The sequence below is a fragment of the Pseudomonas sp. GW-45 genome, assembly GCF_056896675.1.
Window position 1 is genome coordinate 2,495,422 of the sequence record NZ_CM167674.1, and the last position, 23,157, is coordinate 2,518,578.

The 23,157-nt window shown below is 55.6% G+C and carries 24 protein-coding genes and 1 tRNA gene; 15 read left to right on the plus strand and 10 right to left on the minus strand.

Features of this window, described 5'->3' with window-relative positions:
- Positions 1-79: 79 nt before the first annotated feature.
- The 3 genes from arsC to AC1XYH_RS11430 are packed head-to-tail and all read left to right on the plus strand — an operon-like array spanning position 80 to position 1,456.
- The gene (arsC, locus tag AC1XYH_RS11420) at positions 80-433 is read left to right on the plus strand and encodes an arsenate reductase (glutaredoxin) (RefSeq protein WP_483323303.1); all 354 of its coding nucleotides are present in this window, start codon (positions 80-82) and stop codon (positions 431-433) included.
- A complete protein-coding gene (gene wrbA / locus AC1XYH_RS11425) occupies positions 430-1,047 on the plus strand; it encodes an NAD(P)H:quinone oxidoreductase (protein WP_483323304.1) in 618 nt (205 codons plus the stop codon). The genes arsC and wrbA overlap by 4 nt, the downstream gene beginning before the upstream one ends.
- On the plus strand, positions 1,040-1,456 hold the full coding sequence (locus AC1XYH_RS11430) for a DUF2069 domain-containing protein (protein WP_483323305.1): 417 nt from the start codon (positions 1,040-1,042) through the stop codon (positions 1,454-1,456). The genes wrbA and AC1XYH_RS11430 overlap by 8 nt, the downstream gene beginning before the upstream one ends.
- An 11-nt stretch (positions 1,457-1,467) precedes the next feature.
- Here the strand turns inward: AC1XYH_RS11430 and hda are convergent, their stop codons facing one another.
- The 3 genes from hda to AC1XYH_RS11445 all read right to left on the minus strand — a co-directional run bounded on the left by hda (position 1,468) and on the right by AC1XYH_RS11445 (position 4,537).
- Positions 1,468-2,181 carry a DnaA regulatory inactivator Hda gene (gene hda, locus AC1XYH_RS11435; RefSeq protein WP_483323306.1) on the minus strand — a complete coding sequence of 238 codons (714 nt, stop codon included), beginning with the start codon at positions 2,179-2,181 and terminating at the stop codon, positions 1,468-1,470.
- Positions 2,181-3,290, minus strand: a complete 1,110-nt coding sequence (locus tag AC1XYH_RS11440; protein ID WP_483323307.1) for an AI-2E family transporter — start codon at positions 3,288-3,290, stop codon at positions 2,181-2,183. The genes hda and AC1XYH_RS11440 overlap by 1 nt, the downstream gene beginning before the upstream one ends.
- Positions 3,291-3,361: 71 nt before the next feature.
- A complete protein-coding gene (locus tag AC1XYH_RS11445; protein WP_483323308.1) occupies positions 3,362-4,537 on the minus strand; it encodes a DUF2066 domain-containing protein in 1,176 nt (391 codons plus the stop codon).
- A 219-nt stretch (positions 4,538-4,756) separates the two neighbouring features.
- On the opposite strand from AC1XYH_RS11445, the gene purM reads away from it, so the two are divergent.
- From purM to AC1XYH_RS11460, 3 genes are read left to right on the plus strand one after another with little or no spacing between them, the layout of a single operon-like run.
- Entirely contained in the window at positions 4,757-5,821 is a 1,065-nt protein-coding gene (purM, locus tag AC1XYH_RS11450) for a phosphoribosylformylglycinamidine cyclo-ligase (protein ID WP_483323309.1), read from the plus strand.
- Positions 5,822-5,825: 4 nt separating this feature from the next.
- Positions 5,826-6,485 (plus strand): phosphoribosylglycinamide formyltransferase, encoded by a 660-nt coding sequence (gene purN / locus AC1XYH_RS11455; protein ID WP_483323310.1) that lies wholly within the window; start codon positions 5,826-5,828, stop codon positions 6,483-6,485.
- 10 nt (positions 6,486-6,495) lie between these two features.
- Entirely contained in the window at positions 6,496-7,251 is a 756-nt protein-coding gene (locus AC1XYH_RS11460) for a DUF3108 domain-containing protein (RefSeq protein ID WP_483323311.1), read from the plus strand.
- Positions 7,252-7,347: 96 nt separating this feature from the next.
- Here the strand turns inward: AC1XYH_RS11460 and AC1XYH_RS11465 are convergent, their stop codons facing one another.
- The 5 genes from AC1XYH_RS11465 to AC1XYH_RS11485 all read right to left on the minus strand — a co-directional run bounded on the left by AC1XYH_RS11465 (position 7,348) and on the right by AC1XYH_RS11485 (position 12,439).
- Complete coding sequence (locus tag AC1XYH_RS11465) at positions 7,348-8,571, minus strand: 3-hydroxyacyl-CoA dehydrogenase (protein ID WP_483323312.1); 1,224 nt, start codon at positions 8,569-8,571, stop codon at positions 7,348-7,350.
- 174 nt (positions 8,572-8,745) lie between these two features.
- Positions 8,746-10,080, minus strand: coding sequence for a tetratricopeptide repeat protein (locus AC1XYH_RS11470; protein WP_483323313.1), 1,335 nt, complete (start codon positions 10,078-10,080; stop codon positions 8,746-8,748).
- A gap of 118 nt (positions 10,081-10,198) precedes the next feature.
- Complete coding sequence (locus tag AC1XYH_RS11475; RefSeq protein WP_483323314.1) at positions 10,199-10,894, minus strand: 4'-phosphopantetheinyl transferase family protein; 696 nt, start codon at positions 10,892-10,894, stop codon at positions 10,199-10,201.
- 46 nt (positions 10,895-10,940) lie between these two features.
- The gene (locus tag AC1XYH_RS11480) at positions 10,941-11,417 is read right to left on the minus strand and encodes a winged helix-turn-helix transcriptional regulator (RefSeq protein ID WP_483323315.1); all 477 of its coding nucleotides are present in this window, start codon (positions 11,415-11,417) and stop codon (positions 10,941-10,943) included.
- A gap of 50 nt (positions 11,418-11,467) precedes the next feature.
- Positions 11,468-12,439 (minus strand): NAD(P)H-dependent flavin oxidoreductase, encoded by a 972-nt coding sequence (locus tag AC1XYH_RS11485; protein WP_483323316.1) that lies wholly within the window; start codon positions 12,437-12,439, stop codon positions 11,468-11,470.
- Between the two features lie 324 nt (positions 12,440-12,763).
- On the opposite strand from AC1XYH_RS11485, the gene AC1XYH_RS11490 reads away from it, so the two are divergent.
- Complete coding sequence (locus AC1XYH_RS11490; RefSeq protein WP_483323317.1) at positions 12,764-13,063, plus strand: hypothetical protein; 300 nt, start codon at positions 12,764-12,766, stop codon at positions 13,061-13,063.
- Between the two features lie 112 nt (positions 13,064-13,175).
- On the opposite strand, the gene AC1XYH_RS11495 is transcribed toward AC1XYH_RS11490, so the two are convergent.
- Complete coding sequence (locus AC1XYH_RS11495) at positions 13,176-13,760, minus strand: TetR/AcrR family transcriptional regulator (protein WP_483323318.1); 585 nt, start codon at positions 13,758-13,760, stop codon at positions 13,176-13,178.
- 111 nt (positions 13,761-13,871) lie between these two features.
- On the opposite strand from AC1XYH_RS11495, the gene AC1XYH_RS11500 reads away from it, so the two are divergent.
- From AC1XYH_RS11500 to AC1XYH_RS11520, 5 genes are all read left to right on the plus strand, one after another.
- Positions 13,872-15,269, plus strand: coding sequence for an NAD(P)-binding protein (locus AC1XYH_RS11500; protein ID WP_483323319.1), 1,398 nt, complete (start codon positions 13,872-13,874; stop codon positions 15,267-15,269).
- An 18-nt stretch (positions 15,270-15,287) separates the two neighbouring features.
- A complete protein-coding gene (locus tag AC1XYH_RS11505) occupies positions 15,288-16,394 on the plus strand; it encodes a DUF2855 family protein (protein WP_483323320.1) in 1,107 nt (368 codons plus the stop codon).
- A 165-nt stretch (positions 16,395-16,559) separates the two neighbouring features.
- Entirely contained in the window at positions 16,560-17,447 is an 888-nt protein-coding gene (locus tag AC1XYH_RS11510) for an SDR family NAD(P)-dependent oxidoreductase (RefSeq protein ID WP_483323321.1), read from the plus strand.
- A 188-nt stretch (positions 17,448-17,635) separates the two neighbouring features.
- A complete protein-coding gene (locus tag AC1XYH_RS11515) occupies positions 17,636-18,367 on the plus strand; it encodes a TerC family protein (protein ID WP_483323322.1) in 732 nt (243 codons plus the stop codon).
- Positions 18,368-18,463: 96 nt separating this feature from the next.
- On the plus strand, positions 18,464-19,477 hold the full coding sequence (locus tag AC1XYH_RS11520; protein ID WP_483323323.1) for an alpha/beta fold hydrolase: 1,014 nt from the start codon (positions 18,464-18,466) through the stop codon (positions 19,475-19,477).
- Between the two features lie 216 nt (positions 19,478-19,693).
- Here the strand turns inward: AC1XYH_RS11520 and AC1XYH_RS11525 are convergent.
- Positions 19,694-19,784, minus strand: a tRNA-Ser gene (locus tag AC1XYH_RS11525).
- 211 nt (positions 19,785-19,995) lie between these two features.
- Here AC1XYH_RS11525 and AC1XYH_RS11530 point away from each other — a divergent pair.
- The 3 genes from AC1XYH_RS11530 to AC1XYH_RS11540 all read left to right on the plus strand — a co-directional run bounded on the left by AC1XYH_RS11530 (position 19,996) and on the right by AC1XYH_RS11540 (position 23,141).
- A complete protein-coding gene (locus AC1XYH_RS11530) occupies positions 19,996-20,688 on the plus strand; it encodes a crotonase/enoyl-CoA hydratase family protein (protein WP_483323324.1) in 693 nt (230 codons plus the stop codon).
- 90 nt (positions 20,689-20,778) lie between these two features.
- The gene (locus AC1XYH_RS11535; RefSeq protein WP_483323325.1) at positions 20,779-21,843 is read left to right on the plus strand and encodes a metal-dependent hydrolase; all 1,065 of its coding nucleotides are present in this window, start codon (positions 20,779-20,781) and stop codon (positions 21,841-21,843) included.
- 71 nt (positions 21,844-21,914) lie between these two features.
- Entirely contained in the window at positions 21,915-23,141 is a 1,227-nt protein-coding gene (locus AC1XYH_RS11540; protein WP_483323326.1) for an MFS transporter, read from the plus strand.
- Positions 23,142-23,157 lie beyond the last annotated feature (16 nt).

Below are 23,157 nucleotides of genomic sequence, written 5' to 3' on the forward strand. Positions count from 1 at the left end.
CATTAACGCTTAGAATAAACCCCATCATACGCTTAGGCCACCCGGCACGACTCTACTGCCTCTTTTCCAAGGAAAAATCATGTCTCAGGTCACCATCTACCATAACCCTCGCTGCTCCAAATCCCGCCAAGCCCTGGAGTTGCTGGAAAATCAGGGCGCAGATATTGAGATAGTCCGTTACATCGACGACCAACTAACTAACGCCGAGCTGAGCGAACTGCTGCAGTTGCTCGGTATGACTGCGCGTGAGCTAATGCGCAAGGGCGAAGATGTTTACAAAGAGCTGAACCTGGCTAACCCAGAGTTGAGCGAGGCACAATTGGTACAGACATTGGCCGATTATCCGCGCCTTATTGAGCGCCCTATCGTGGTTCGCGACGGCAAGGCAGTCATTGGTCGTCCACCGGAAAAAGTATTGGAGTTATTCGCATGAGCTCAGCATCAGCCTATGTTCTGGTGCTGTATTACAGCCGTCACGGCGCTACTGCCGAGATGGCGCGGCAGATCGCTAGTGGCGTCGAACAGACGGGTCTTGAAGCCAGACTGCGCACTGTGCCCCCAGTCGCACCGGAAACCAGCAGCACCCTACCGCTGGTACCAACCGAAGGCGCCGTCTATTGCAGCGAAGACGACCTCAAACACTGCGCAGCATTGATACTCGGCAGCCCTACCCGCTTTGGCAACATGGCGGCTCCCATGAAGTATTTCATTGATGGCACCAGCAACCTTTGGCTCGCTGGCAGTTTGTGTAACAAGCCTGGCGCGGTGTTTACTTCTACCGCCAGCCTGCATGGAGGGCAGGAAGCGACGCTACTTTCCATGCAGTTGCCACTACTGCACCACGGCATGTTGCTGGTCGGGCTCCCCTATACGGAGGCCGCACTGACTGAGACCCAGGGAGGCGGAACGCCTTACGGCGCCAGCCATCATGCCGGCAGCCAGGGAAAGCGCAATCTGGATAAGCACGAGACCGACCTCTGCATAGCCCTCGGCAAGCGTGTAGGCAAAATTACTCGCCAGTTGGCAGCAGGTGCAGACAGTGTCTAAAGCGCCGAAGTTATTGCCGCAACTGAGCTACCTGCAGCCGCGCATCAAGGTCAGCCGCTGGATTTCACTGATCGGCTATCTTGGCTTGATCCTCGGTATGTTGGCCTACAACCTGCTGATCGCCGATATGCATGGTGCCAACCCTGCAATCATCATCGGCGTGCAACTGCTACCGCTACTCATTTTCCTGCCCGGCATGCTCAAAGCACACGTGCGCACGCACGCGTGGCTTTGCTTTGCCATCAATCTGTATTTCATTCAGGGAGTGTTAATCTGCTTTCAGCCCGGGCGCTTGAACTACGGACTGTTTATGAGTGGCTGCAGCGTGATTTACTTTATCGCAGCGCTTTATTTCATACGCTGGTCATTTCAGGCGCAGCGCGTATTGCAAGGCGAAGAAACCGTCTGATCGACTACTGACTACCAGCCCATCTCGCGTTTGACGAAGGGAATCGTCAGCCGGTGTTGCGCTTGCAAAGACGCCTGATCAAGGCGTTCCAATGCTGCAAACAGTTCAACCATGCCACGTGCACCGCGGCTCAGGATATAGCGCGCCACCTCATCATTAAGCTGCAACCCGCGTTGCGCCGCCCGCAGCTTCAAAACTTCTTGCTTACCTTGGTCGTCCAGCGCTTGTAACTGAAATACCAGACCCCAGCTCAGGCGTGAGGCCAAATCAGGTAAACACAAACCCAACGCTCGCGGCGCCCCACTGGCAGCAATCAACAAACGGCCACCCTGCTCTCGCAAGCGGTTGTACAGATGAAAGAGTGCCTCTTCCCAGTCTGCACGTCCCACTATGGCATCCAGCTGATCGAGACAGAGCAGTTCTACCGATTCCATCCCGTCCAGCAGGGCGGGTGGCTCTTGGGCCAGCTCATCCAAGGGCAAATACATGGCCAAGCCATCCACTTCGGCAACCGCGTGACAAGCAGCCTGCAGCAGATGGGAGCGCCCTGAACCATCAGCGCCCCAAAGAAGCAGACACGTGTCTTGAGGCTCACTTTGCAGATCGGCAAAATCGCGCACCGCAGCAACCACCGCTTGATTGGGCCCGTGAAAATAATTCGCGAAAGTAGCCTCGTCACGCAGTTTGATGCCTAGCGGTAACTGTATGGGTTGCCCACCTACCATTACTTCTGTTCCACCTCGTCCGACTCTACGTCTACATTAACATCAGCTGCTACCGGCACATGGCCGTAAGCCATCGACTCACGATAGCGCTGATAGAAGTGCCGCAACAGCACCATGATAACGGCTGCCAGCGGCAGGGCGAGCAGGATACCAACAAAGCCGAAAAGTTGCCCGCCGGCGAGAATAGCGAAAATCACCGCTACCGGGTGAAGCCCAATCCGATCGCCCACCAGCAGCGGCGTGAGTAGCATGCCCTCGATCATCTGACCGATGCTGAACACGGCCACCACCGCCACCAAGTGAAAGAGATCGCCAAACTGAAACACCGCCGCGATCATCGCCGCCGTAATACCGACAAAAAAGCCAAGATAAGGAACAATGCTCGCCAATCCAGCGAGTAAGCCAATCAACAGCGCCAGCTCCAAGCCAACCATCCATAGGCCGAGCCAATATATGATACCGAGGCAGCCCATCACCAATAACTGACCGCGAATGAAGGCGCCCAGCACTTCATCGCAATCGTTCATCAATTTAACCACCAACGGCTCATGATGACGTGGAATCATGTCCCGACAGCGCGCGACTATCAGGTCCCAGTCGCGCAGCAGGTAAAAGCCGACCACCGGGATCATCACCAAATTCGCGGCTAGGGTTAACAACGCCATGGTTGACTTGGTCGCCTTGGCGATCACCGCCGCCACTACGCTGGTGGTCTGCCCCAGATGGTCTTTTAAGCCATCACGCACGCTGTCGAGGCGGAAATCACTGACCGCAATCCCTAACTTCGCCTCAACCCAAGGTAGCGCGCTGTTATGAAACCAATCGATCATCGCTGGCACGTTATCGCGCAAGGTCGCGATCTGATGTCCCAACATCGGAATCAGGATAATCAGTGCCACCACGACCACACTGGTCGCCACCGCAAAAACCACCACCACACCCAGGGTTCGCGACAGCCCACGACCCTCCAGCCTATCCACCAATGGGTCACCCAGATAGGCAAGCAGCATACCAATTAGAAACGGCGACAAAATCGGCTGTAGAAAATAAACAAGCGTGATGACCACCAGAAAGCCCGCGGCCCAGTACCAACGATAATCAGAAGTCATATTTCATCCTTAGCATGTGGCCAAAAACCGCGTAGCAGCGCTGCCGTTATCTCATTGCCCGGCAGAATAACCTATCGCCAGCGGTAGTAAAGCGACTTACGATTGTCTTGGGGCGCAGTCGGCACAGCGGCCTCCTTTGGCTCAGCGGCATTAGCGCCCAGCGGTTCTTGTAGTGCCCCTTCAATAGCCTGCTGCTCAGAAGCTAGCGCCTGCTCAGACAGAGGATCAGTGGGCGAAGCCGGTTCTGGGACTTCAGGCACTGGATCAACCGGTGCTTCGACGGGGACCAGGCGCTGATCCAGCATCAGCATGCGTTGTAGTTGTGCTTCATCACCGGGAAAGTCAAAAGTGAAAATAACCTCATCACCGCGCATAGACACTAGCTGCGGCGTAGCCTGCGTGCCCATCTGTTGCAACATGCGCTGCAAGCGCGAGAACTGCTCAAGGCTGTTAACCCCGCGTATATTCAACCGCCAGCCGGTTAGTTGATCGCTGGATACGCTAGTAACCGCATATTGTGCAAATACCGCATCCGCGAGCGCCTGCATCAACTCATCTGCGGCCTGCCGAGGATCGTCAGACTGCGCCTTGCCGGTCGCTTTTTGGTCATTCAACCAAAAAGTCCACTGCAAGGCCCAGACGTCTTCATCCTGTTTTACCTGCAGGGCCAGCATTCCCTCAGCCGGATAGCGCTTACTGGCCTCGCTCAGCACCGCTTGATCAGCCTTGAGCACATCTGTCTCGGCCACGCTGCTACGATCCTGCAGATCCGCCAGTGGTTGCGTCAGTGCCACCCCGCGATAGGCGGCTGCAGTTCGCAGGGCTTGCCCCATGTCACCGCCGGGCAGCAAAAAATCATCGCCAAAGGTGGACGACTGCACCGCCCAGACCAAAATGCCGGGGCGATTGCGGCCTAGCATCGGCAAATCCGCCTCGGTCAAAACATCACGCAGTAACAAGGGATCAAACTCCACCTGCATGGCGCCGCTTTCATCCAGCGCGCTAATGCGCCGAGTTACCTCGCTAGGCTCAGACATTACGCTGGCCAACGGGCCTTTGCTGAGCTCGACCTTGCTACCTGCCAGACGCTGCAACATGACACGGGTGGCGGTGTCCAGCTGCACCGATTCTTGCGCGCTTTCAGCAGGCGGCACATCGACTTGATACAGCGCCTCCAGCACCGCCGCGTGGGCAAACAGTGGAAAACCGAACAACAAGCTAACCAGCAGGGATCGCAACATAGGCATGAGAGTATCCATCAAGGTGACAATGCGCCGGCGAATCCGGGCTCCAACGCGATTAAGAGTCCCACATTAAACAAGCCTTGTGAACGCGGCAACCGCAGCGCAGAAAGTAGCTTCGGCATGGCTCTGACCAGCATGAATTGCTAAACTAGCGCGCTATCCCGGCCAGAACGCGGTTACGCCCGCCTCAGCCACTTTTTTAGCACAGCTTGAGACCACGCCATGAGCAGCCAGACGCCGTCCAAACCCTCTATCAGCTACAAAGATGCCGGCGTTGATATCGCCGCTGGCAACGCGCTGGTTGATCGCATCAAACACGTTGCCAAGCGGACTGCACGGCCTGAGGTGATGGGCGGGCTCGGCGGTTTTGGCGCACTCTGCGAAATTCCGGCCGGCTACAAGCAACCTGTGCTGGTCTCCGGCACTGATGGCGTGGGTACCAAACTGCGATTAGCAATGGATTTGGGCATTCACGACAGCATCGGTATCGATCTGGTGGCCATGTGTGTGAACGACCTGATTGTGTGTGGCGCTGAGCCGCTGTTCTTCCTCGACTATTACGCCACCGGCAAGCTAAATATCGATATCGCGGCGCAAGTAGTCACCGGCATTGGCGCCGGCTGTGAACTGTCGGGCTGCGCGTTGGTCGGCGGAGAAACCGCCGAAATGCCCGGCATGTATGAAGGCGAAGATTACGACTTGGCCGGCTTCTGCGTTGGCGTAGTCGAGAAAGCTGACATCATTGACGGTACTAAAGTCGCCGCAGGCGATACCTTGATTGCTCTACCCTCTTCTGGCCCGCATTCCAATGGCTACTCGCTGATCCGCAAGATCATCGAAGTTGCCAACGTCGACATCCACAGCATTAGCCTGGACGACAAGCCGCTGATCGAGCTGCTAATGGCGCCTACCCGCATCTACGTTAAGGCTCTGTTACAGGTAATCAAGCAGACCGGCAACATCAAGGCAATGGCTCACATCACTGGCGGCGGCCTGCTGGAAAACATTCCTCGCGTACTACCCGCCAACAGCCGCGCCTGCATTGATTTAGACAGCTGGCAGCGTCCCGCGGTATTCAACTGGTTGCAGGAGCAAGGCAACGTTGACGAAACCGAGATGCACCGCGTACTCAACTGCGGCGTTGGCATGGTTATCTGTGTCGCTGCAGAAGCAGCCGATGACACCTTGAAGGCACTGCAAGATGCCGGCGAGCAACCTTGGGTTATCGGCCGTATCGAAGCTGGCGAAGAGGGCGGCGAAGCCGTCGTACTTCAGCGCGGCAACTGATCCAGTGAGCTGCCGCATTGTGGTGTTGATCTCCGGATCAGGCACCAACCTGCAAGCCTTGATTGACGACTTAGCTGGCCAAGGCTCACTTGCCAGCATCGTTGGCGTGATAGCAAACAAGGCAGACGCCTATGGCTTGCAGCGCGCCGCGAACGCAGGAATTGCCACACGGACCTTGAGCCACCGCGATTTCGTCGACCGAGCCGCGTTCGATCAAGCGTTGCAGCGAGAAATTGACGCCTTCAATCCCGACTTAATTTTGCTTGCGGGATTCATGCGAATTCTGACCGCCGATTTCGTTAAACATTATCGTGGTCGGCTATTGAACATTCACCCTTCTCTGTTGCCCAAGCACAAAGGTTTGCAAACCCACCAGCGCGCGCTGGATGAGGGTGATCTTGAGCACGGAGCTACAGTACACTTTGTTACCGAAGAACTGGATGGCGGCCCGCTAATTCTGCAAAGCCGCATTAAGATCATCCAAGGCGACGATGCCGCCAGCCTAGCGACTCAGGTTCAACAGCAGGAATACCTTTTGTTCCCGTTGGTAGTTCGCTGGTTTGCCGCTGACCGCTTGCACCTGAATCACGACCGGGCCTGCTTAGACGGCGGCCCTATACCAGCCAGTGGACTAAGACTGGAAGACCTTGAATCCGGCATATGAGACGACACTGATGCATCAGAGCCCTGCTTTTTCACGCCGCCTCACCCGCTCACTGCTCGGCCTAGCGCTGACCCTGAGCACCAGCTTCGCCTGCGCAGCACAACTGGTTCCATTTAGCGCCAGTTACGCTGCCGACATGAAGCGCATTCCCGTCAATGGCGAAGCTTTGCACCACCTTGAAGCTAATCCTGACGGCACTTGGAACCTGTCCTTCACCGCCAGCATGTTTGTAGCCAAGCTGGTTGAGCAAAGCACACTGCGCCAGGTCGATGGCGTCATCCAGCCCTTAAGTTATCACTATGAGCGTAAGGGTCTGGGTAGCGGCAAGGAAATCCTCCAACGCTTTGACTGGGACAACGGCGTGGTTAACGGCACGTACAAAGACGAAGCCTTTGAGCTGCCTACCGAACCCAACCTGCTCGACAAAACCACCTTTCAGCTAGCCCTGCAGCAGGATCTGATGGCCGGCAAGCAAGACATGCATTATCGCGTGGTCGATGGCGACGAGGTTGAGGACTACCATTTCCGCGTTGTGGGTGATGATCGCGTAACTACCCGCGTCGGCCAGTTTGACGCCGTAGAGGTTGAGCGTGTACGCGAGCCCGACGCCAAGCGCGAAACCACATTGTGGTTCGCCAAAGACTGGAATTACTTGCTGGTGCGCCTCAAGCAGATCGAAACCGACGGCCAGCAATATCAAATCATGCTGAAAGAAGCCACGGTAGACGGACAAAACGTGGTGGGTACACCCATCCAATCCGACTAAATCGCCCGCAGCAACGTTGACCTCTGTCAGCTTGAACGGCAGACACAAAAAAACCGCATCGAGCTTGGCTCGATGCGGTTTTTTTCAGCCCTGAAATCAGGCCTTGGTGAAACGACCACCAGCTTCAGCCAGCTTGACCAGACCAGCCGCAGGCTTCCAGAACTCGCCACGCTCAGCTTCCAGCGTACGAATCTCTGCCAGCACCTTGTCCAGCCCCAGGCTGTCAGCGTAAGCCATTGGGCCGCCGCGCTCGGCCGGGAAGCCATAACCAAAGCGGTACACGCGGTCGATGTCTTCGGCAGACTCGGCGTATCCTTCGTCGAGGATGCGCGCACCTTCGTTAACCAGCGCCAGAATACAGCGTGTCACGATCTCTTCGGCAGGTACGTCACGTGCGGTATAACCGGCTTCTTCGGCTACTTCACGGGCCATCATGTCGGTTTCCGGATCCTGGATGGCCTGACGGCTGCCCTGCTCGTACTTGTAGAAACCATGGCCGCTCTTCTGACCGAAACGCTCCATTTCGCACAGCTTGTTGTCCAGCCAAACGATCGGCTCGCCGCGACCCAAACCGGCCAGTTCGCGTGAGCGCCAGCCCAGGTCTATACCAACGACGTCATACATGCGGTAAGGGCCCATGGCCATGCCAAAGCCTTGTAGCGCTTGGTCAACTTCCCATGGAGTAGAACCTTCCAGAACCACTTCGCGTGACTGACGCGAGTACTTTTCCAGCATGCGGTTACCGATGAAGCCATGGCAGTTACCTGCCAATACTGCTTCTTTTCCAATCTTGGTGCCGACAGCCAGGCAGGCGTCCATGACGTCCTGTGCAGTGGCTTTGCCGCGTACCACTTCTAGCAGCTTCATGATGTGCGCAGGACTGAAGAAGTGCAGACCCAGAACCTGAGTAGGGCGCTGAGTCGCAGAGGCGATCTCATCGATATCCAGATAGGAGGTATTGGTCGCTAGAATCGCTGAAGCCTGTACCGCTTTGTCCAGCTCGGCGAAGATTTTCTTCTTCAGGTCCATGTTTTCATAGACTGCTTCAACTACCAGATCCATCTCGGCCAGATCAGCGTAATTCTGGGTAGTGCTGATGCGCGCAACGCGCGCTTGAGCTTCGGCGTCGTCAAAACGCTCCTGGGCAACCGAACGCTTGTAGACGCTGGCGATGTCGACCAAGCCTTTTTCCAGCATCTCGGCGTTAACGTCGAGCCAGGTAACGGGGTAACCCGCATTGACGAAGTTCATCACGATACCGCGGCCCATGGTGCCAGCGCCAATAACGCCAACCCGTTTGATACCCTCAAAAGAAGCCATCGCAGCTACCTCCAAAATGAAATGAATGACCGCAGAGCGGTCCAACTAGTGTGACCCGTGGGTCTATTTTCCGAGGAGCGATACATTACGCAAAATATCGCGTAATTAAAAACCCTATACGCTGATACGCACCATTCACAGAGTGAATAAAACGCAAACACTCAACGGCCTAACTTAAAGTGCGGGTAAGGGGCTGTCTAGCTGCCACTCTACCGCCGCACGCTGTGCGTCAGACAACTCCGCCTCACTCAGCCGCTCTGCCATCACATCACGCGCTTCGCGTGCATCCGGCAAGCCTTGGGCGGCGCACAGTGAAAACAACAAATAGGCCATGCGCGGGTTCTTGCGCGTACCCTCTCCGTTCATGTGCATGACGCCCAGGTTGAACATAGCGCTAGGTTCACCCTGTTGCGCCGCGGCCCCGTACCACTTGATGGCAGCCTGATTATCTTCCGGCGTGCCTTCACCCTCATCAAACATCACCGCCAAGTTGTACTGAGCATCTTTGTTACCCTGTTCAGCGGCAGCGCTGTACCACTTGATCGCCGCCTTATTGTCTTCCTTGGTGCCCTCACCCTCGTCATACATGATGGCCAGGTTATATTGCGCTGAAGCATGACCCTGATTGGCAGCAAAGGTGTACCAATTTAGCGCTTCTGCATCATCAACCTCTACGCCCTCACCTTCGTCGTACATCAGCGCCAAGTTATATTGGGCATCTTTATCGCCTTGCTCCGCCGAACGCCGATACCATTGCGCAGCCAGTTGATCGTTTACTGGCACGCCCTCACCTTCGTCATACATCAAGGCCAGGTTGTATTGTGCGGTCGCATCGCCTTGCTCCGCAGCAGCGGTGTACCAGCGCACAGCTTCACGGTCGTTGACCGCTACACCTTCACCCACGTCATACATCAGTGCTAGATTGAACTGTGCATCGGCGTGGCCCTGCTCAGCAGCCTTGCGATACCACTCAACCGCTTTCTGGTCATTGACTGGTACGCCTTCACCTTCGTCGTACATCAGAGCAAGGTTGAATTGGGCATCCGCATGTCCCTGTTCCGCCGCACGCCAATACCATTCGATCGCCTTCAGGTCATCAACCGGCACCCCTTCGCCAACGTCATACATCAACGCCAGGTTGAACTGAGCGCCAGCATGGTTCTGTTCTGCTGCCTGTGTGTATAGCGCGATAGCGCGACTGTCGTCCAAGCTGACACCCTCGCCCTCATCGTACATATAGCCAAGGGCGAACTGCGCCACAGCATCGCCTTGCTCTGCCGCTTTGGCATACCACTTGGCAGCAGACGCGTAAGACTGAGTAACACCTTCACCGTCGTAATAACGGTCTGCCAGCTCGCGCTGCGCGCCCGCGTTCCCCGATTCAGCCTTGGGGGTGAGTTGCTCAGCAGTAGCGCCGCTGGTGGGATTTTTTGCATGCTGGGCAGCATGCAATGGCGTAATCAGAGCGCAGCTCAACAGAGCAACGCTGGTGAGGTGTTTTATATTCATAAAAGGCAAATCCATATGACGAGTTCAGGAGTCGGTAGGCGAATACCTCGCCCCCGCTTGGGGATAATAGCGCAGCGAGTCCGGATTGGGGCCATCAATGCCCACCAATCTAGGCATCTCAGCTGTATTGCAGCATCCGCAGCCGACAGCCTGACAGTTGCAGCATCGGTGCAAAAAGCCGCTCCTGCCAACTGGCATTAACGGCGTGCTGCGCTGCATAAGCCAGCGAGATGCAATAGTCCGGCAACAATGAAAGCTGCTCGAAGTACCAATATTTTCTATCGCTGTAAGGCGAAGATCGCAGAGCGATACGTTCCTCAGTCAAATTGAAAGAAAGCGCCAGCAGATCGGCCGCGATACCCTTGCCCAAGCACTTGAGATAAGCCTCTTTGAGTGTCCAGTGCTGGATGAAGCCACGCGCTGGCAATGCCTGGCGCTTAATCCAAGCGGCATCCTGTGCACTCATGCTGGCATCCAGCAAACGCGCCAGCCGCAAAGGCCGCGTCCATGACTCTACATCAACACCCACCAAGGTGTTGGTCGGCGCCAAAGCAATAGCGACCAAGCCCGGTGTATGGCTAATACTGAGCGGTACTTCAGTACTATTTAAGTGCCGTAATACTGGCTGACCGCCGCTGCGGGCGGTTAGCACCCAATCAGGGTCAGCTTCATCCACTAGAAAGGGCATAGCTTGCGCCAACAGCAAACGACTGAGCGCGAACTGAGTTCTGGCAGCAACGCTGGAATATTGCTGTAGGCGCTGCTGATCGTTGGGGTTTGGCAGCGTCCAGCCACCGGCCGGCTCAAGCGCCATCTCGGGAGGGTACTGACAAAGAAGCAGCGTCGGAGTGGTTAGCACCTCAGCCAATTAACTCATGAACGTGCTCATCCGCGCCAGGTCCGGCCACGGGCTGCACTTGCCACGCCTTGAGCGGCCGACCATCGGCAGAAAGCACTTCAACACCCTGCAAAGGTTTACCGGTGGCCTTTTCTAGCAAGACTATGCGTTGTCCGCGAGTGTTGGGACGCCATTTCTCGCCCCATTGCATTAACCCGATGAGCACTGGATACAGGTCCATGCCCGCGGGCGTAAGGCGGTATTCAAAAGAGCGCTTGTCATCACTGCAGGGGACTTTTATCAGCACCCCGGCCTCGGTCAGTTTTTTCAGCCGGGCGCTGAGTACGCTGCTGGAAATATCCAGCTGTTTTTGAAACGCATCAAAGGTGCGCATGCCATGAAAGGCATTACGCAAAATCAACAGGGACCACCACTCGCCGACGATATCCAGCGTTTGGGCCACGCTGCAGTCCATGTGGTTTAGCGGTGTTCGAGACATGCAATGCTCTCCAGCAAGGCATCCCGTACGCGGGATGCCTCAGCACACAATTACAACATGGAGGCTAGACGCTTGCGGATGATCTGCTCGGCTTCGGCCATGATATTGTCGATCAATTGCTGGCAAGTCGGTACGTCATGAATCAGACCGGCGACCATACCGCAGGACCAGGCACCCAGCTCCATCTCGCCGTCTTTCATGATCCGCGGATAAACGCCGGCCACTTCGTCGATAATGTCATTGAAGGTCAAATCCTTGCCCAGACGTGCTTCTTTTTCGAGGATGCGCTCAACGGCTGAGTTGTTCAGCACACGCTCAGTGTTACGCAGCGGACGCATGACCAAACGGGTATCCAACTCAGAGGCTGCAACGATCGCCTGCTTCACATTCTCATGCACTGGCGCTTCCTGAGTGGCAATAAAGCGCGTACCCATGTTCATGCCTTCCGCACCCAGCGCCAGCGCCGCGACCAGAGAACGTCCATCAGCCATACCGCCCGAGGCTACAAAGGGGATCTCCAGCTCGTCCGCCGCACGCGGCAGCAAAATCATGTTGGGGATATCGTCTTCGCCAGGATGGCCACCGCATTCGAAACCGTCAACTGATACGGCATCACAGCCAATCGACTGCGCCTTGAGTGCGTGACGTACTGAAGTACATTTATGAATGACCTTGATACCGGCCTCTTTCAAAGCGGGCATATATTCTTGCGGGCTGCGGCCAGCAGTCTCTACAATTTTTACGCCGCCCTTAATGATCGCTTCGATATAACCGGGATAGTCTGGTGACTTGACCGTAGGCAGAAAGGTCAGATTGACCGCAAAAGGCTTATCGGTAAGCTCTCGACACTTGGCAATTTCATTAGCCAGGTCGGCCGGGGTGCGCTGGGTCAATCCAGTAATAGTACCCAGACCACCTGCATTGGAGACAGCGGCGGCTAGCTCAGCGAAGCCAACAAAGTGCATGCCACCCTGAATAATTGGGTGCTGAATGCCAAAAAGTTCTGTTATACGGTTTTTCACTGTGGTCCTGCCTCTATCAAATGAAAAGGGAGCATGGCAAAGGCCTTGCAGATATAGCTTCTATTAAAGAAGCTAATTTTTGCACTAAAAAAATGCAAACTCAAAAAAAATACAGATTTATTGCGCTTTTTTTACGCCGACCCAACACTGGCATATTTATATCAAAAACGTTGCTCCAGAGCAGCTAAGCAAGCATTTCAGCTTCTCGAAGCTCGTATCAATAGCAACATTTGGCCTAAGGGTGCCAGTCGCATAAAGCATTTTTAATGAACTTTGATGCGTTGCCGCGGCTCTATTTATATGTACCTTACAAGGAGATTACATATGAACACCCATATGAAACTGTTAAGCACTGCCCTTTTTTCTGTAGCTCTGATGGGCGCCATGCCCGCTTCCGCTGACAACCACGGCGATGAGCACATGAAAACCCATGAGGGTGCTGTGAACCAAGGACAAGAAGGCGAAGACAAGACTATCGAAACTCTTCCTACCCAACGCAGCCAAGGCGATGAAGTAGAAGCCGGTACCGTGGGCAGCGATGAAATGGGCAGCGCAAACAAGCGCCCCGACTCAACAGTTGACGGCCCAGACGGCGTCAACGGTGGTGGCGCCACCGCTGAGTAATTCGCTGTAACTAACCCCCGCCTGCCCATTACGGCAGGCGGGGGTTTTTATTGGATGGCCGTTAAATGCCCGCTAGCCTTTTTCAGCAAATAAACACTTAACTAACGCTCCCCTACTGCTCTGCTCGACCGATGATTCCATCCACCATTATCACCAATGCCTCCATGGCACGTTCCTTCCAGCAGCGCATATCGACCAGTTCCGCCACAGCATGATTCTTCAAACCTACAAAGCCATGAATCAAAGCCCACACCTGCAACGCGGCGTCGCGCTTTTCGCTGGCTGCGGCATCCGCGCTTAGCAAGTTACCTACCAATTCGGTTAATCTCACAAAACCAGCAGCAGCCACTGCACGCGCCTCATCGGACGGCTGATAGCTGTCATCCAGCTTGCCAAAAATCAACCCGTAATGCGGCTCATAAATTTCCGCTGTATCCAGATATCGCCGCGAGGAAAGCAACACTCGCTCACGCGGGTCACTCGCCATCTCATCTACCGCCAACGCCGTAATTACGGCAGTAAACCCTTCAACGTAAAGCGCATCCAGAATGCCTTGCTTGCCCTGGAAGTGACTGTAAATACCAATGGTCGAAATACCCGCGCGAGCGGCGATGGCCCTAACACTAAGCGCAGCGGTGCCGCCTTCGAGAAAAAGCTCAGATGCGGCTTTAAGAATATTGCTCTTGGATTCATTCATTGCGTGATTGTACTTGACTTTGCATAACATCGTTATAATATCGACTCAGCATAACGCTGTTATGGCGACTTTTCGATCAATAGAACAGACAAGAATCAGGAGCGCACCCCCATGAGCGAACAACAACTCGAAGCGGATTATTTGATTGTAGGTAGCGGCGCGGTAGGCATGGCCTTCGCAGATACTCTGCTGACCGAATCGGACGCCAGCGTTATCATCGTCGATCAACATCAACAACCGGGCGGGCACTGGAACGTGGCCTACCCCTTCGTCACCCTGCATCAGCCATCAGCCTTCTACGGCGTGAGCTCACGTGAATTAAGCAAGGGCCATACGGACGAAGTAGGCCTCAATAAAGGCTTGAGCGATCTGGCATCTGGCGCCGAAGTGCTGGCCTACTTTGATCAGGTCATGCGCCAGCAGTTTTTACCGACCGGCCGCGTGCAATACTTCCCTATGTGCAACTATCTTGGCGATGGAGTGTTTGAGCATTCCTTGACCGGGCAACGCTTTCGCGCCAAGACCCGAAAAACTGTTGATGCCACTTATCTGAAAACCAGCGTTCCGGCTACCCATACCCCGAGTTTCAAAATTGATTCGGGCGTGCAATTCATGCCACTCAATGATCTGCCAAAGGTCAAACAAGCGGCGGATAACTACGTGGTGATTGGCGGCGGCAAGACGGGAATAGACGCCTGCTTATGGTTGCTGGAAAACAAAGTAGACCCGGACCGTATCTGCTGGATCGTATCCCGCGACGCCTGGCTGCTGGACCGTCGCAACACCCAGCCCTCCGAAGCTTTCTTTAGCAGCACCATAGGCTCACTGGCGTCCCAGTTTGAAGCCATTGCCCAAGCAGAGTCCGTGCCTGAGCTATTCGAAAATCTCGAGAACGCTGGCGTGCTGCTGCGCATAGACAAGAACGTAAAGCCAAGCATGTTCCACGGCGCGACCATCAGCCAACTGGAACTTGAGGAGCTGCGGCGCATCAAAAACGTGGTACGTAAAGGCCGCGTTCTGCATCTGCAAGCGGATCAAATCCTGCTTGAACAAGGCAGCATCCCAACCTCTGGCAAAAACCTGCACATCGATTGCTCTGCCAGCGCGATTACTAACTTGGCAATCAAGAAGGTGTTCCAGGGCAATCTGATCACACCCCAGACAGTCCGTTCTTATCAACCAGTATTCAGCGCCGCCTTTATCGCCCACGTGGAAGCCAAATACAGCGACGAGGCTGAGAAGAACCGCATCTGCTCCGTAGTGCCATTGCCTAACCACGATACCGACTGGATTCGCATGGTCGCCGCGTTAATGATGAACCAGCAGCAATGGTCGCAAATTGAAGACCTACGCAACTGGCTCCTCGCGAATCGTCTCGACGGTATGGGCAAACTAGTGAAAGGTGCCGCCAAGGACGACGAGGCAAAACAGGCTATTCTGACTCGCATGCGCGACAACGCCGCTCCCGCAATGATGAAACTTCAGCGCTTTCTCGCCGAAATCAACTAACCGAAACAGGGTGACACCATGCAGCAATTTCAGGTCCGTAAAGACGATTTCATGGCCCAACGGCTAGTTACGCTCAGCCCCGAGGAGGAACACGCAACCCTGGCAGACGGCGAGATTCGCCTCAGCGTTGATAGCTTCTCCTTCACCGCCAACAACATCACCTATGCCGCTGCTGGCGACAAACTCGGCTACTGGCAGTTCTTTCCACCGGTCGGTGAGCAACCCCTAGGGTGGGGCGTGATTCCCGTATGGGGATTTGCCAATGTGACCGAATCCCGCTGTGAGCAAGTACCGGTCGGCGAGCGCCTATTCGGCTACTTTCCCCCGGCCACGCAGTTGATCATGCAACCCACGCACATATCAGCCCAACGCTTAGTTGACGGCAGCGCGCACCGCTCAAAGTTGCCACCGGGATACAACAGCTACAGCCGGGTACTACACGAACCCACCTATAACCCTAAAACCGAGCCCGAGCGCATGCTGCTGTGGCCTCTGCACATCACCTCGTTTTGCCTGTGGGATGCACTCAAAGACAAAGACTGGCGCGGTGCCAAGCAGGTGATCATCCTCAGCGCTTCCAGCAAAACCAGTGCTGGCCTCGGTTATGCGCTGTTCAAAGACCCTGACGCACCCGCCACCGTAGCAGTGACCTCCGCGCGCAACATCGCCCTGGTGAAGAGCCTCGACATCTATGACGGTGTGGTTGATTACGAACAGCTGAGCAATATCAACAAAGACATCCCCAGCGTGATCGTCGATATGTCCGGCAATAGCGCCGTGCTAAACGCGCTGAGCAAACACCTGGGCGATAATCTGAACTACTGCATCAACGTCGGCCTGACCCATTGGGATGAAACTCAAACGGCCTCAGACATTAGCCAAGAACGCCGCGAATTCTTCTTCGCACCGGGGCACATCCAACAGCGCATGAAAGACTGGGGCCCCCAAGGCTTTGCCGAGCAAAGCCAGAGCTTCATGCATAAAGCGGCCAGTTGGAGCCGCCAATGGTTGAAGGTCAAAACCCTGCATGGCCTCACCGGGTTAGCCGAGATTTACCCCGATGTTTGTCAGGGTCGCATCGCGGCAGATGAAGGCGTGATTATCACCCTAGACGCAAACAGCTAAACCATAGTCGTAAACAAGTTGTGAGCGCTTATGCCGCAGAATAATGGATGCAGATAGTGCTGTACCCAAACTGCAGCATAGGCGCACATTGGCTCCAATTACCGCCAAAAGCCGGAATAATTACACCTCCGAGCAGCCAACGGCGACAACAACAAGGAGCAGAATATGAGCGAATTTTCAGGTAAGACCATCGTCATCAGCGGCGGTGCGGAAGGCATAGGTTTCAGCATTGCCATGGCCATGGGCAAACAAGGTATGAACGTGGTGCTCGGCGATATTGATGCCAATCAATTGAAGCTAGCCGAAACAGAATTGCAACAAGCAGGCATCCAGGTAATAACCGCACAAATGGACGTCACCAAGCTGGAGCAGTGGCAAGCACTCGCTGAGCAGACCATCGCACGCTTCGGCAAGATTCACATGCTGGTCAACAATGCTGGCGTGGGTGGCGGCACCGGTAGCATCGAACAGACCGACAACAATGAATGGCGCTGGGTGATGGACGTTAACCTGATGGGTGTCATCAACGGCACCCAGGTCATGGTCCCGCACATCAAACAACACGGTGAAGGCGGCTGGTTGCTTAACGTTGCTTCCATGGCCGGCATGGGCGGCGTGCCCTACGGCGGCGCCTACACCGCCAGCAAGGTCGCGGTCGTCGGCATGTCGGAAAGCTGGTTTGCCGAACTGCAGGCGCACAACATTCAGGTCTCTGTGCTCTGCCCTGCCTTTGTTAAAACACGCATCAACCTGTCTATGCGTAACAAGCAAAGCGACTACAAAACCGAAGGCGCCAAGAAAGAAGCCACTGCGCAACAAGCTGCCATGGCCGCGCACATGCAAAAAATCATCGATAACGGCTTGCCGGTAGAAATAGTCGGCGAGCGCGTAGTGGAAGCGCTCAAGGCGAAAGAGCTGTATATCTTCACTCACCCCAACTATCGCCCCACTACTCAGGCTCGCGCCAAGGCCATTGATGCTGCCTTTGAACGCGCCGCCGCCAGCCCACTGCTGGCAGAAGTTGCCGACCAGGCAATCATTAGCTTCGGCTGAGCTGCCTTACGCGCCGGACCTGCAACGCAGTCCGGCGCGCTTCTTTGTGTCTATTCATAACCTTCCGGTGCACCGCCCCAGACTATATTTCTCTTCCCTACTTACCGCACTGTTGTGGCCGTGAGAATATGGCGTGCCTCACTATCAGGTTCGGCACCTGCCCCCCTCAGCGCGAGATCACACGCATCATGGAATGGCTTTCAAACCCGGACATCTGGGTTGCTTTCCTTACCCTCACGGCCCTGGAAATCGTCCTCGGGATCGACAACATCATCTTCATCTCGATTCTCGTCAGCCGTTTACCTAAAGAGCTGCAACCCAAGGCACGCCTGATCGGCCTCGGCCTGGCCATGGGCACACGTATTCTGTTGCTGCTCAGCATCGCCTGGGTAATGCGCTTGACAACCGACCTTTTTCAGGTACTGGGCGAAGGCGTTTCCGGCCGTGACCTGATCCTGTTTTTCGGCGGCCTGTTTTTGCTATTCAAAAGCACCACAGAAATTTGGCACAACATGGAAGGCCAGGATGGCAGCGCCCACACAGCCAACCAAAAAGCCGCTGGTTTTCTCAATATAGTGCTGCAGATAGCGGTGATTGATATCGTCTTCTCGCTCGACTCCGTCATCACTGCGGTGGGTCTGGTCGACGAAGTGTCGGTGATGATCGCCGCTATCGTAATTGCGGTGCTGGTGATGATGTTGGCAGCCAGCACTATCAGCAATTTCATCGACAAACACCCGTCCCTCAAGGTATTGGCACTGTCTTTCCTGATGATAGTTGGCACGTTGCTGATAGCCGAAGCCTTCGACGTTCATGTGCCCAAGGGTTACATCTATTTCGCCATGGCGTTTTCGCTGGCAGTCGAGGCCATCAATATACGTATTCGCGGTGCAGCCCAGCGTCGGGCAGAAAGCAGCTAAGCGGCTGTTATACTCCTGAGTCTTGCTCTCAAACCCCGTGGCTTTGCCTGCGCAAAGCCACGGAGCAAGCCACCTGATCAAACCGGGAGTTAACACGTGAACAAAGCCGTCATCCTGACTGCCTGGGCCAGCCTATTGCTGCCCACCGTCAACGCCTACGCCGCCACTGCCTATGGCCCAGAACTTGAGGGCTTTGAGTATCCTTACCCTGTGGAGCATTTCGAACTCACCTCCCAGCAACAAGACCTTTCGATGGCCTATATGGACGTGCAGCCCACCGCCGAAGCCAATGGTCGAACAGCAGTGCTGCTGCATGGCAAAAACTTCTGCGGCGCCACCTGGCAGCAAACTATCAAGGTGCTCAGCGAGGCTGGTTATCGCGTCATAGCGCCGGATCAAATCGGCTTCTGCCGCTCCAGCAAGCCACGCGGGTATCAGTTCAGCTTTGCGCAACTCGCCGACAACACCCACGCCTTGCTGGATAATCTGGGTATCGAAAAAGCCACCATCATCGGCCACTCAATGGGTGGCATGCTAGCTGCGCGCTTTACCTTGAACCATCCCGAACAAGTTGAACAACTGGTTCTCGCCAACCCCATCGGACTGGAAGACTGGCAGCAGGCAGGCGTGCCCTACGCCACCATCGACCAGATGTACCAAGGCCAACTCAACACCACCTATGAAGGCATCAAAAACTACCAATTAAAGTTTTACTACAACGGCGATTGGAAGCCCGAGTATGACCGTTGGGTTGAGATGGCCTATGGCATGTACGCCGGCCCCGGCAAGGAGATAGTTGCCTGGAACCAGGCGCAGACCGCAGAGATGCTGTTCACCCAGCCAGTGGTGCATGAGTTCCCAAATATCCAGGCTCCCACGCTGCTGCTGATTGGCGGCAAAGATCGCACAGCCCCCGGCGCCAACCGCGCACCAGAAGCGGTAGCCAAACGCTTGGGACAATATCCAGAACTAGGCCGCAAGACCGCCGAAGCGATTCCCAATGCCACACTGGTCGAGTTTCCCGAGTTGGGTCACTCACCCCAGGTTGAGGCGCCGGAGGAGTTTCATAAGGCGCTGTTGCTTGGGTTGGATGCGTTGAATCAAGAGTGAATTTTTCTTAGGATATGCCAAATAGCGCTAGAATCCGGAGCTTTGCACCTGACGCTGGCACAGAATGGGTTGAACGTCTTTTCGATTCTTTCAGACGCTTTATGCCAGCTTTACCTACTAGCTGCGCAGGCTCGGTCGAACCGATAGGGCGCTCAGCCGCCGTTTCACCGCACAAATAAAAAAGCCCCAGCTTGCGCTGGGGCTTTTTTATTTGTCTGGCGGAGAGAGAGGGATTCGAACCCTCGATACGCTATTAACGTATACACACTTTCCAGGCGTGCTCCTTAAGCCACTCGGACACCTCTCCGGAACCGCATTGCGGCTTGATGGCTGGGCAAAGCCCGGCTACCAAGGCGCGCTAATGTACCGAAACCACTGGGTTATGGCAAACCCTTTTTCTGCTTTATGACTCGCTGATGCCGATCAGTAACCAGTACTCGTCAGTCAGGATTTAGTTGTTAAACTGAGGTTTTCCCCGGACGGCTATACCGTCTGACATTGATATAGAGGACTGCCTCATGAGTGACCTGGTTTCCTATCGTTTTGCCGACGGCATCGCCCATCTGGGTATGGACAATGGTAAGGTGAATGCCGTTTCGCCGGATATGGTGGCGGCGCTGAATGCGGCGCTGGATCAAGCGGAGAAAGATCGCGCCGTGGTAATCCTCAGCGGCAAGCCGGGCATTCTGTCTGGCGGCTATGACCTCAAGGTCATGACCTCTGGCGCGGATGCGGCCAAGGCGCTGGTTGCCGCAGGCTCTACGCTGGCGCGTCGCATGCTGTCACACCCCTTCCCGGTTATCACCGTGTGCACCGGTCACGCGGTAGCCAAGGGTGCTTTCTTGCTGTTGTCTTCCGACTACCGCCTGGGCGTTGAAGGCCCATTCAAGATTGGCCTGAACGAAGTGCAGATCGGCATGACCATGCATCACGTGGGCATTGAGCTGGCGCGTGCGCGGCTGACGCCCAGCGCCTTCAACCGCTCGGTAATCAACGCTGAAATGTTTGATCCGGCCGATGCCGTGGACGCTGGCTTCCTTGATAAAGTAGTACCCGCTGAAGAGCTGGAGGCGACTGCAATGGCGATGGCCAAGCAGCTTGCTGGCCTAAACATGACCGCACATCGCAATACCAAGCTAAAAACCCGTAAGGCGCTTTTGGAATTGCTGGATAGCTCCATTGAGCTGGATAAGCAGCACAGCCTGTCTTGAGCTGACCGGTAATAAAGCGAATAGATTACGCCGTGCTCTGCACGGCGTTTTTGCATTAGGCTGTAGCCTGCCATTCGCGGAGATACAGCATTGGATTCAGTTACCCAAATCGTATTGGGCGCCTCTATACAGGGTGCCATGCTGGGCCGTTGGCAGGGCCGCAAGGCTCTCCTGTACGGTGCGGCACTGGCGACTCTGCCGGATATGGATGTGTTGCTTGATTACGGCGATGCCGTGGCCGACATGACCTATCACCGCGGCTTCAGCCATTCGCTGTTTGTGCTTGGCGCATTAGCGCTAGCAATGACACTGGTCATCCGCCGTTTTGGGCCGCCCGCTCAGTACAGCGCCGGAAGATTGCTCGCCACGCTGGCGTTGGTACTCTGTACCCACCCTTTGCTGGACAGCTTTACCAGTTACGGTACGCAACTGTTCTGGCCGCTAGATACCCCACCCGTCGCCATCTCCAGCATCTTTATTATTGATCCGCTGTATACCCTGCCGCTGTTACTGGCGATGCTAATTGGCTTAACGATCGGCCTGCAGCGGACGGGGTTACGTTGGCAATATGCCGGTCTGGCGCTAAGCAGCCTTTATCTTGCCAGCACACTGGGCGGTAAGTGGATGGCCGAGTCACAGCTGCAACAGGCATTACAAACTCAGCATATAGAAGCGCAAACGACCTTCAGCTCCCCCACGCCGTTCAACACCGTGCTTTGGCGGGTGATGGCAATCGATGGCGACCAATACTACGAAGGATTGGTGAGTTGGTTGGACAGCGAGCCACCAAGGCTGATTGCCTTGCCGCGACACGCCAGCGAAGCAGACCAGATTCTGACGGGCTCCACTCAATATGAACGGCTGCGCTGGTTTACCGGCGACCGGCTGCGCTTTGACCTGATCGAGCAACAGTGGGTAGCCACTGACCTGCGACTGGGCATGACCGGCTATCACCCGTTTCGCTTTGCCCTAGCCGAACAACTGACGGAAGGCGAGGATGCGCGTTTGATTGAGCACACCCAGCTGTGGCCGACTCCGCCAGCCGAGCTATCGCAGCTGCAAGCGCTAGCGGAGAGAGCGCTGGACGCCCATTATGCGATCTCCCTGAGCGATTTGGCGGCGCCCCTCTCACTGCCGCCTCATCAGCAACGGTGATGCAATAACCATCGCCCATTGAAGGTGGTTCTTTGCAATAATGCCGCTCTTTTATACTAGGGGTGAGAAACATGGCGGGCGTAAGACAAACCACAGAGGCGAAGGATAGTCGCGCATTAGCGATGTCGGCAGCGCTGATGGCTATCTTCACCACCATTTTTGCGTCCAACCTGCCCACACCCTTGTATTCGGTCTGGCAGACCAAATGGGGCTTTTCCTCTACAGCCCTGACTGCGGTGTTCTCCATCTACGTGCTGGGCGTGGTCAGCACGCTGCTAACCTTGGGCGCGTTGTCGGACAGACTCGGCCGACGGCAGATGATGGTCCCCGGTTTGCTGTTCATCATGGCAGGTGCGATTACCTTTCTGCTGGCCACTGACATTTACTCGCTCGGCGCAGCACGCGTGCTGACCGGCATCGGCACCGGGATAGTGACCGGCGCCGCCTCTGCCGCGCTGATTGAACTGGAGCCTAATGAGAACTGGACCCGCGCCGCGACGTTATCAGCGCTGTTCTTCACGCTGGGCGCCTTTGCTGGCCCGACGGTTAGCTCACTGGCTCTCAAGTGGGGGCCCGGGGCATTGAGTTGGCCGTTCATGGTGACTATCGGATTGACGCTCGCGACCATTGCTTTGCTTTGCACCGCGCCCTGGCCCTCACATATTGGCCAACGTCATCCGGAGTTCCGTTGGCGCTCTTGGCGGCCGACGCCGGTCAAAGTGCCGCGCGAGTTGTTGGGGGCTTTTGCCTTTTCTGCCGCCGCTATCTGCTTGGCCTGGTCGACCGGCAGTCTGTATGCCTCGTTAGGCCCATCGCTGGCGACCAAGCTAATCGGCATCAGTGACAGAGCCAACGCCGGTCTCTTTGCAGCGGCTTGGCAGTTGATGGCCGGGTTTAGTCAGTTTGCCTGCCAGCGTCAGCCAGTCGACCGCATGCTGATCGTCGGGCCAACGACTCTGATATTAGGGCTAGGCGTTATGGCTGCGGCAGTCATGACCAGCTCGCCCTGGATGTTCACCCTGGCTACTCTGGCTACCGCTGGCGGCGCCGGTGCGACTGGCGTAGTAGCGATTGCTTCAATTAGTAGCGTGGCACCACCGCATTTACGGGGTGGGATCATCTCGGCGTTCTATCTATTGGCCTACCTGACTATGGCTACAGTCGTACTGGGTGTAGGTTTCGTCAGCGACTGGATTGGCTTTGCGCCTACCGTGATCGGCTTTACTACCATTATTTCAGCGGCAGCACTGAGCTTGCTACTGGTGGCGATTGGCACCAAGCGCGTCTCGCTCTGGTAACCGGATCTTTAGCTCG

What these genes read in the sequence shown, in the direction of transcription:
- AC1XYH_RS11460 (WP_483323311.1), top strand. Translation starts at nt 6,496, where the DNA reads ATGCATCAGAGCCCTGCTTTTTCACGCCGCCTCACCCGCTCACTGCTC.
- AC1XYH_RS11480 (WP_483323315.1), bottom strand. Translation starts at nt 11,417, where the DNA reads ATGTCTCGAACACCGCTAAACCACATGGACTGCAGCGTGGCCCAAACG.
- AC1XYH_RS11515 (WP_483323322.1), top strand. Translation starts at nt 17,636, where the DNA reads ATGGAATGGCTTTCAAACCCGGACATCTGGGTTGCTTTCCTTACCCTC.
- AC1XYH_RS11540 (WP_483323326.1), top strand. Translation starts at nt 21,915, where the DNA reads ATGGCGGGCGTAAGACAAACCACAGAGGCGAAGGATAGTCGCGCATTA.
- AC1XYH_RS11530 (WP_483323324.1), top strand. Translation starts at nt 19,996, where the DNA reads ATGAGTGACCTGGTTTCCTATCGTTTTGCCGACGGCATCGCCCATCTG.
- AC1XYH_RS11495 (WP_483323318.1), bottom strand. Translation starts at nt 13,760, where the DNA reads ATGAATGAATCCAAGAGCAATATTCTTAAAGCCGCATCTGAGCTTTTT.
- hda (WP_483323306.1), bottom strand. Translation starts at nt 2,181, where the DNA reads ATGGTAGGTGGGCAACCCATACAGTTACCGCTAGGCATCAAACTGCGT.
- purM (WP_483323309.1), top strand. Translation starts at nt 4,757, where the DNA reads ATGAGCAGCCAGACGCCGTCCAAACCCTCTATCAGCTACAAAGATGCC.
- AC1XYH_RS11475 (WP_483323314.1), bottom strand. Translation starts at nt 10,894, where the DNA reads ATGGCGCTTGAGCCGGCCGGTGGCTGGACGCTGCCAAACCCCAACGAT.
- arsC (WP_483323303.1), top strand. Translation starts at nt 80, where the DNA reads ATGTCTCAGGTCACCATCTACCATAACCCTCGCTGCTCCAAATCCCGC.
- AC1XYH_RS11510 (WP_483323321.1), top strand. Translation starts at nt 16,560, where the DNA reads ATGAGCGAATTTTCAGGTAAGACCATCGTCATCAGCGGCGGTGCGGAA.
- AC1XYH_RS11440 (WP_483323307.1), bottom strand. Translation starts at nt 3,290, where the DNA reads ATGACTTCTGATTATCGTTGGTACTGGGCCGCGGGCTTTCTGGTGGTC.
- AC1XYH_RS11445 (WP_483323308.1), bottom strand. Translation starts at nt 4,537, where the DNA reads ATGCCTATGTTGCGATCCCTGCTGGTTAGCTTGTTGTTCGGTTTTCCA.
- AC1XYH_RS11470 (WP_483323313.1), bottom strand. Translation starts at nt 10,080, where the DNA reads ATGAATATAAAACACCTCACCAGCGTTGCTCTGTTGAGCTGCGCTCTG.
- wrbA (WP_483323304.1), top strand. Translation starts at nt 430, where the DNA reads ATGAGCTCAGCATCAGCCTATGTTCTGGTGCTGTATTACAGCCGTCAC.
- AC1XYH_RS11490 (WP_483323317.1), top strand. Translation starts at nt 12,764, where the DNA reads ATGAACACCCATATGAAACTGTTAAGCACTGCCCTTTTTTCTGTAGCT.
- AC1XYH_RS11465 (WP_483323312.1), bottom strand. Translation starts at nt 8,571, where the DNA reads ATGGCTTCTTTTGAGGGTATCAAACGGGTTGGCGTTATTGGCGCTGGC.
- AC1XYH_RS11505 (WP_483323320.1), top strand. Translation starts at nt 15,288, where the DNA reads ATGCAGCAATTTCAGGTCCGTAAAGACGATTTCATGGCCCAACGGCTA.
- AC1XYH_RS11500 (WP_483323319.1), top strand. Translation starts at nt 13,872, where the DNA reads ATGAGCGAACAACAACTCGAAGCGGATTATTTGATTGTAGGTAGCGGC.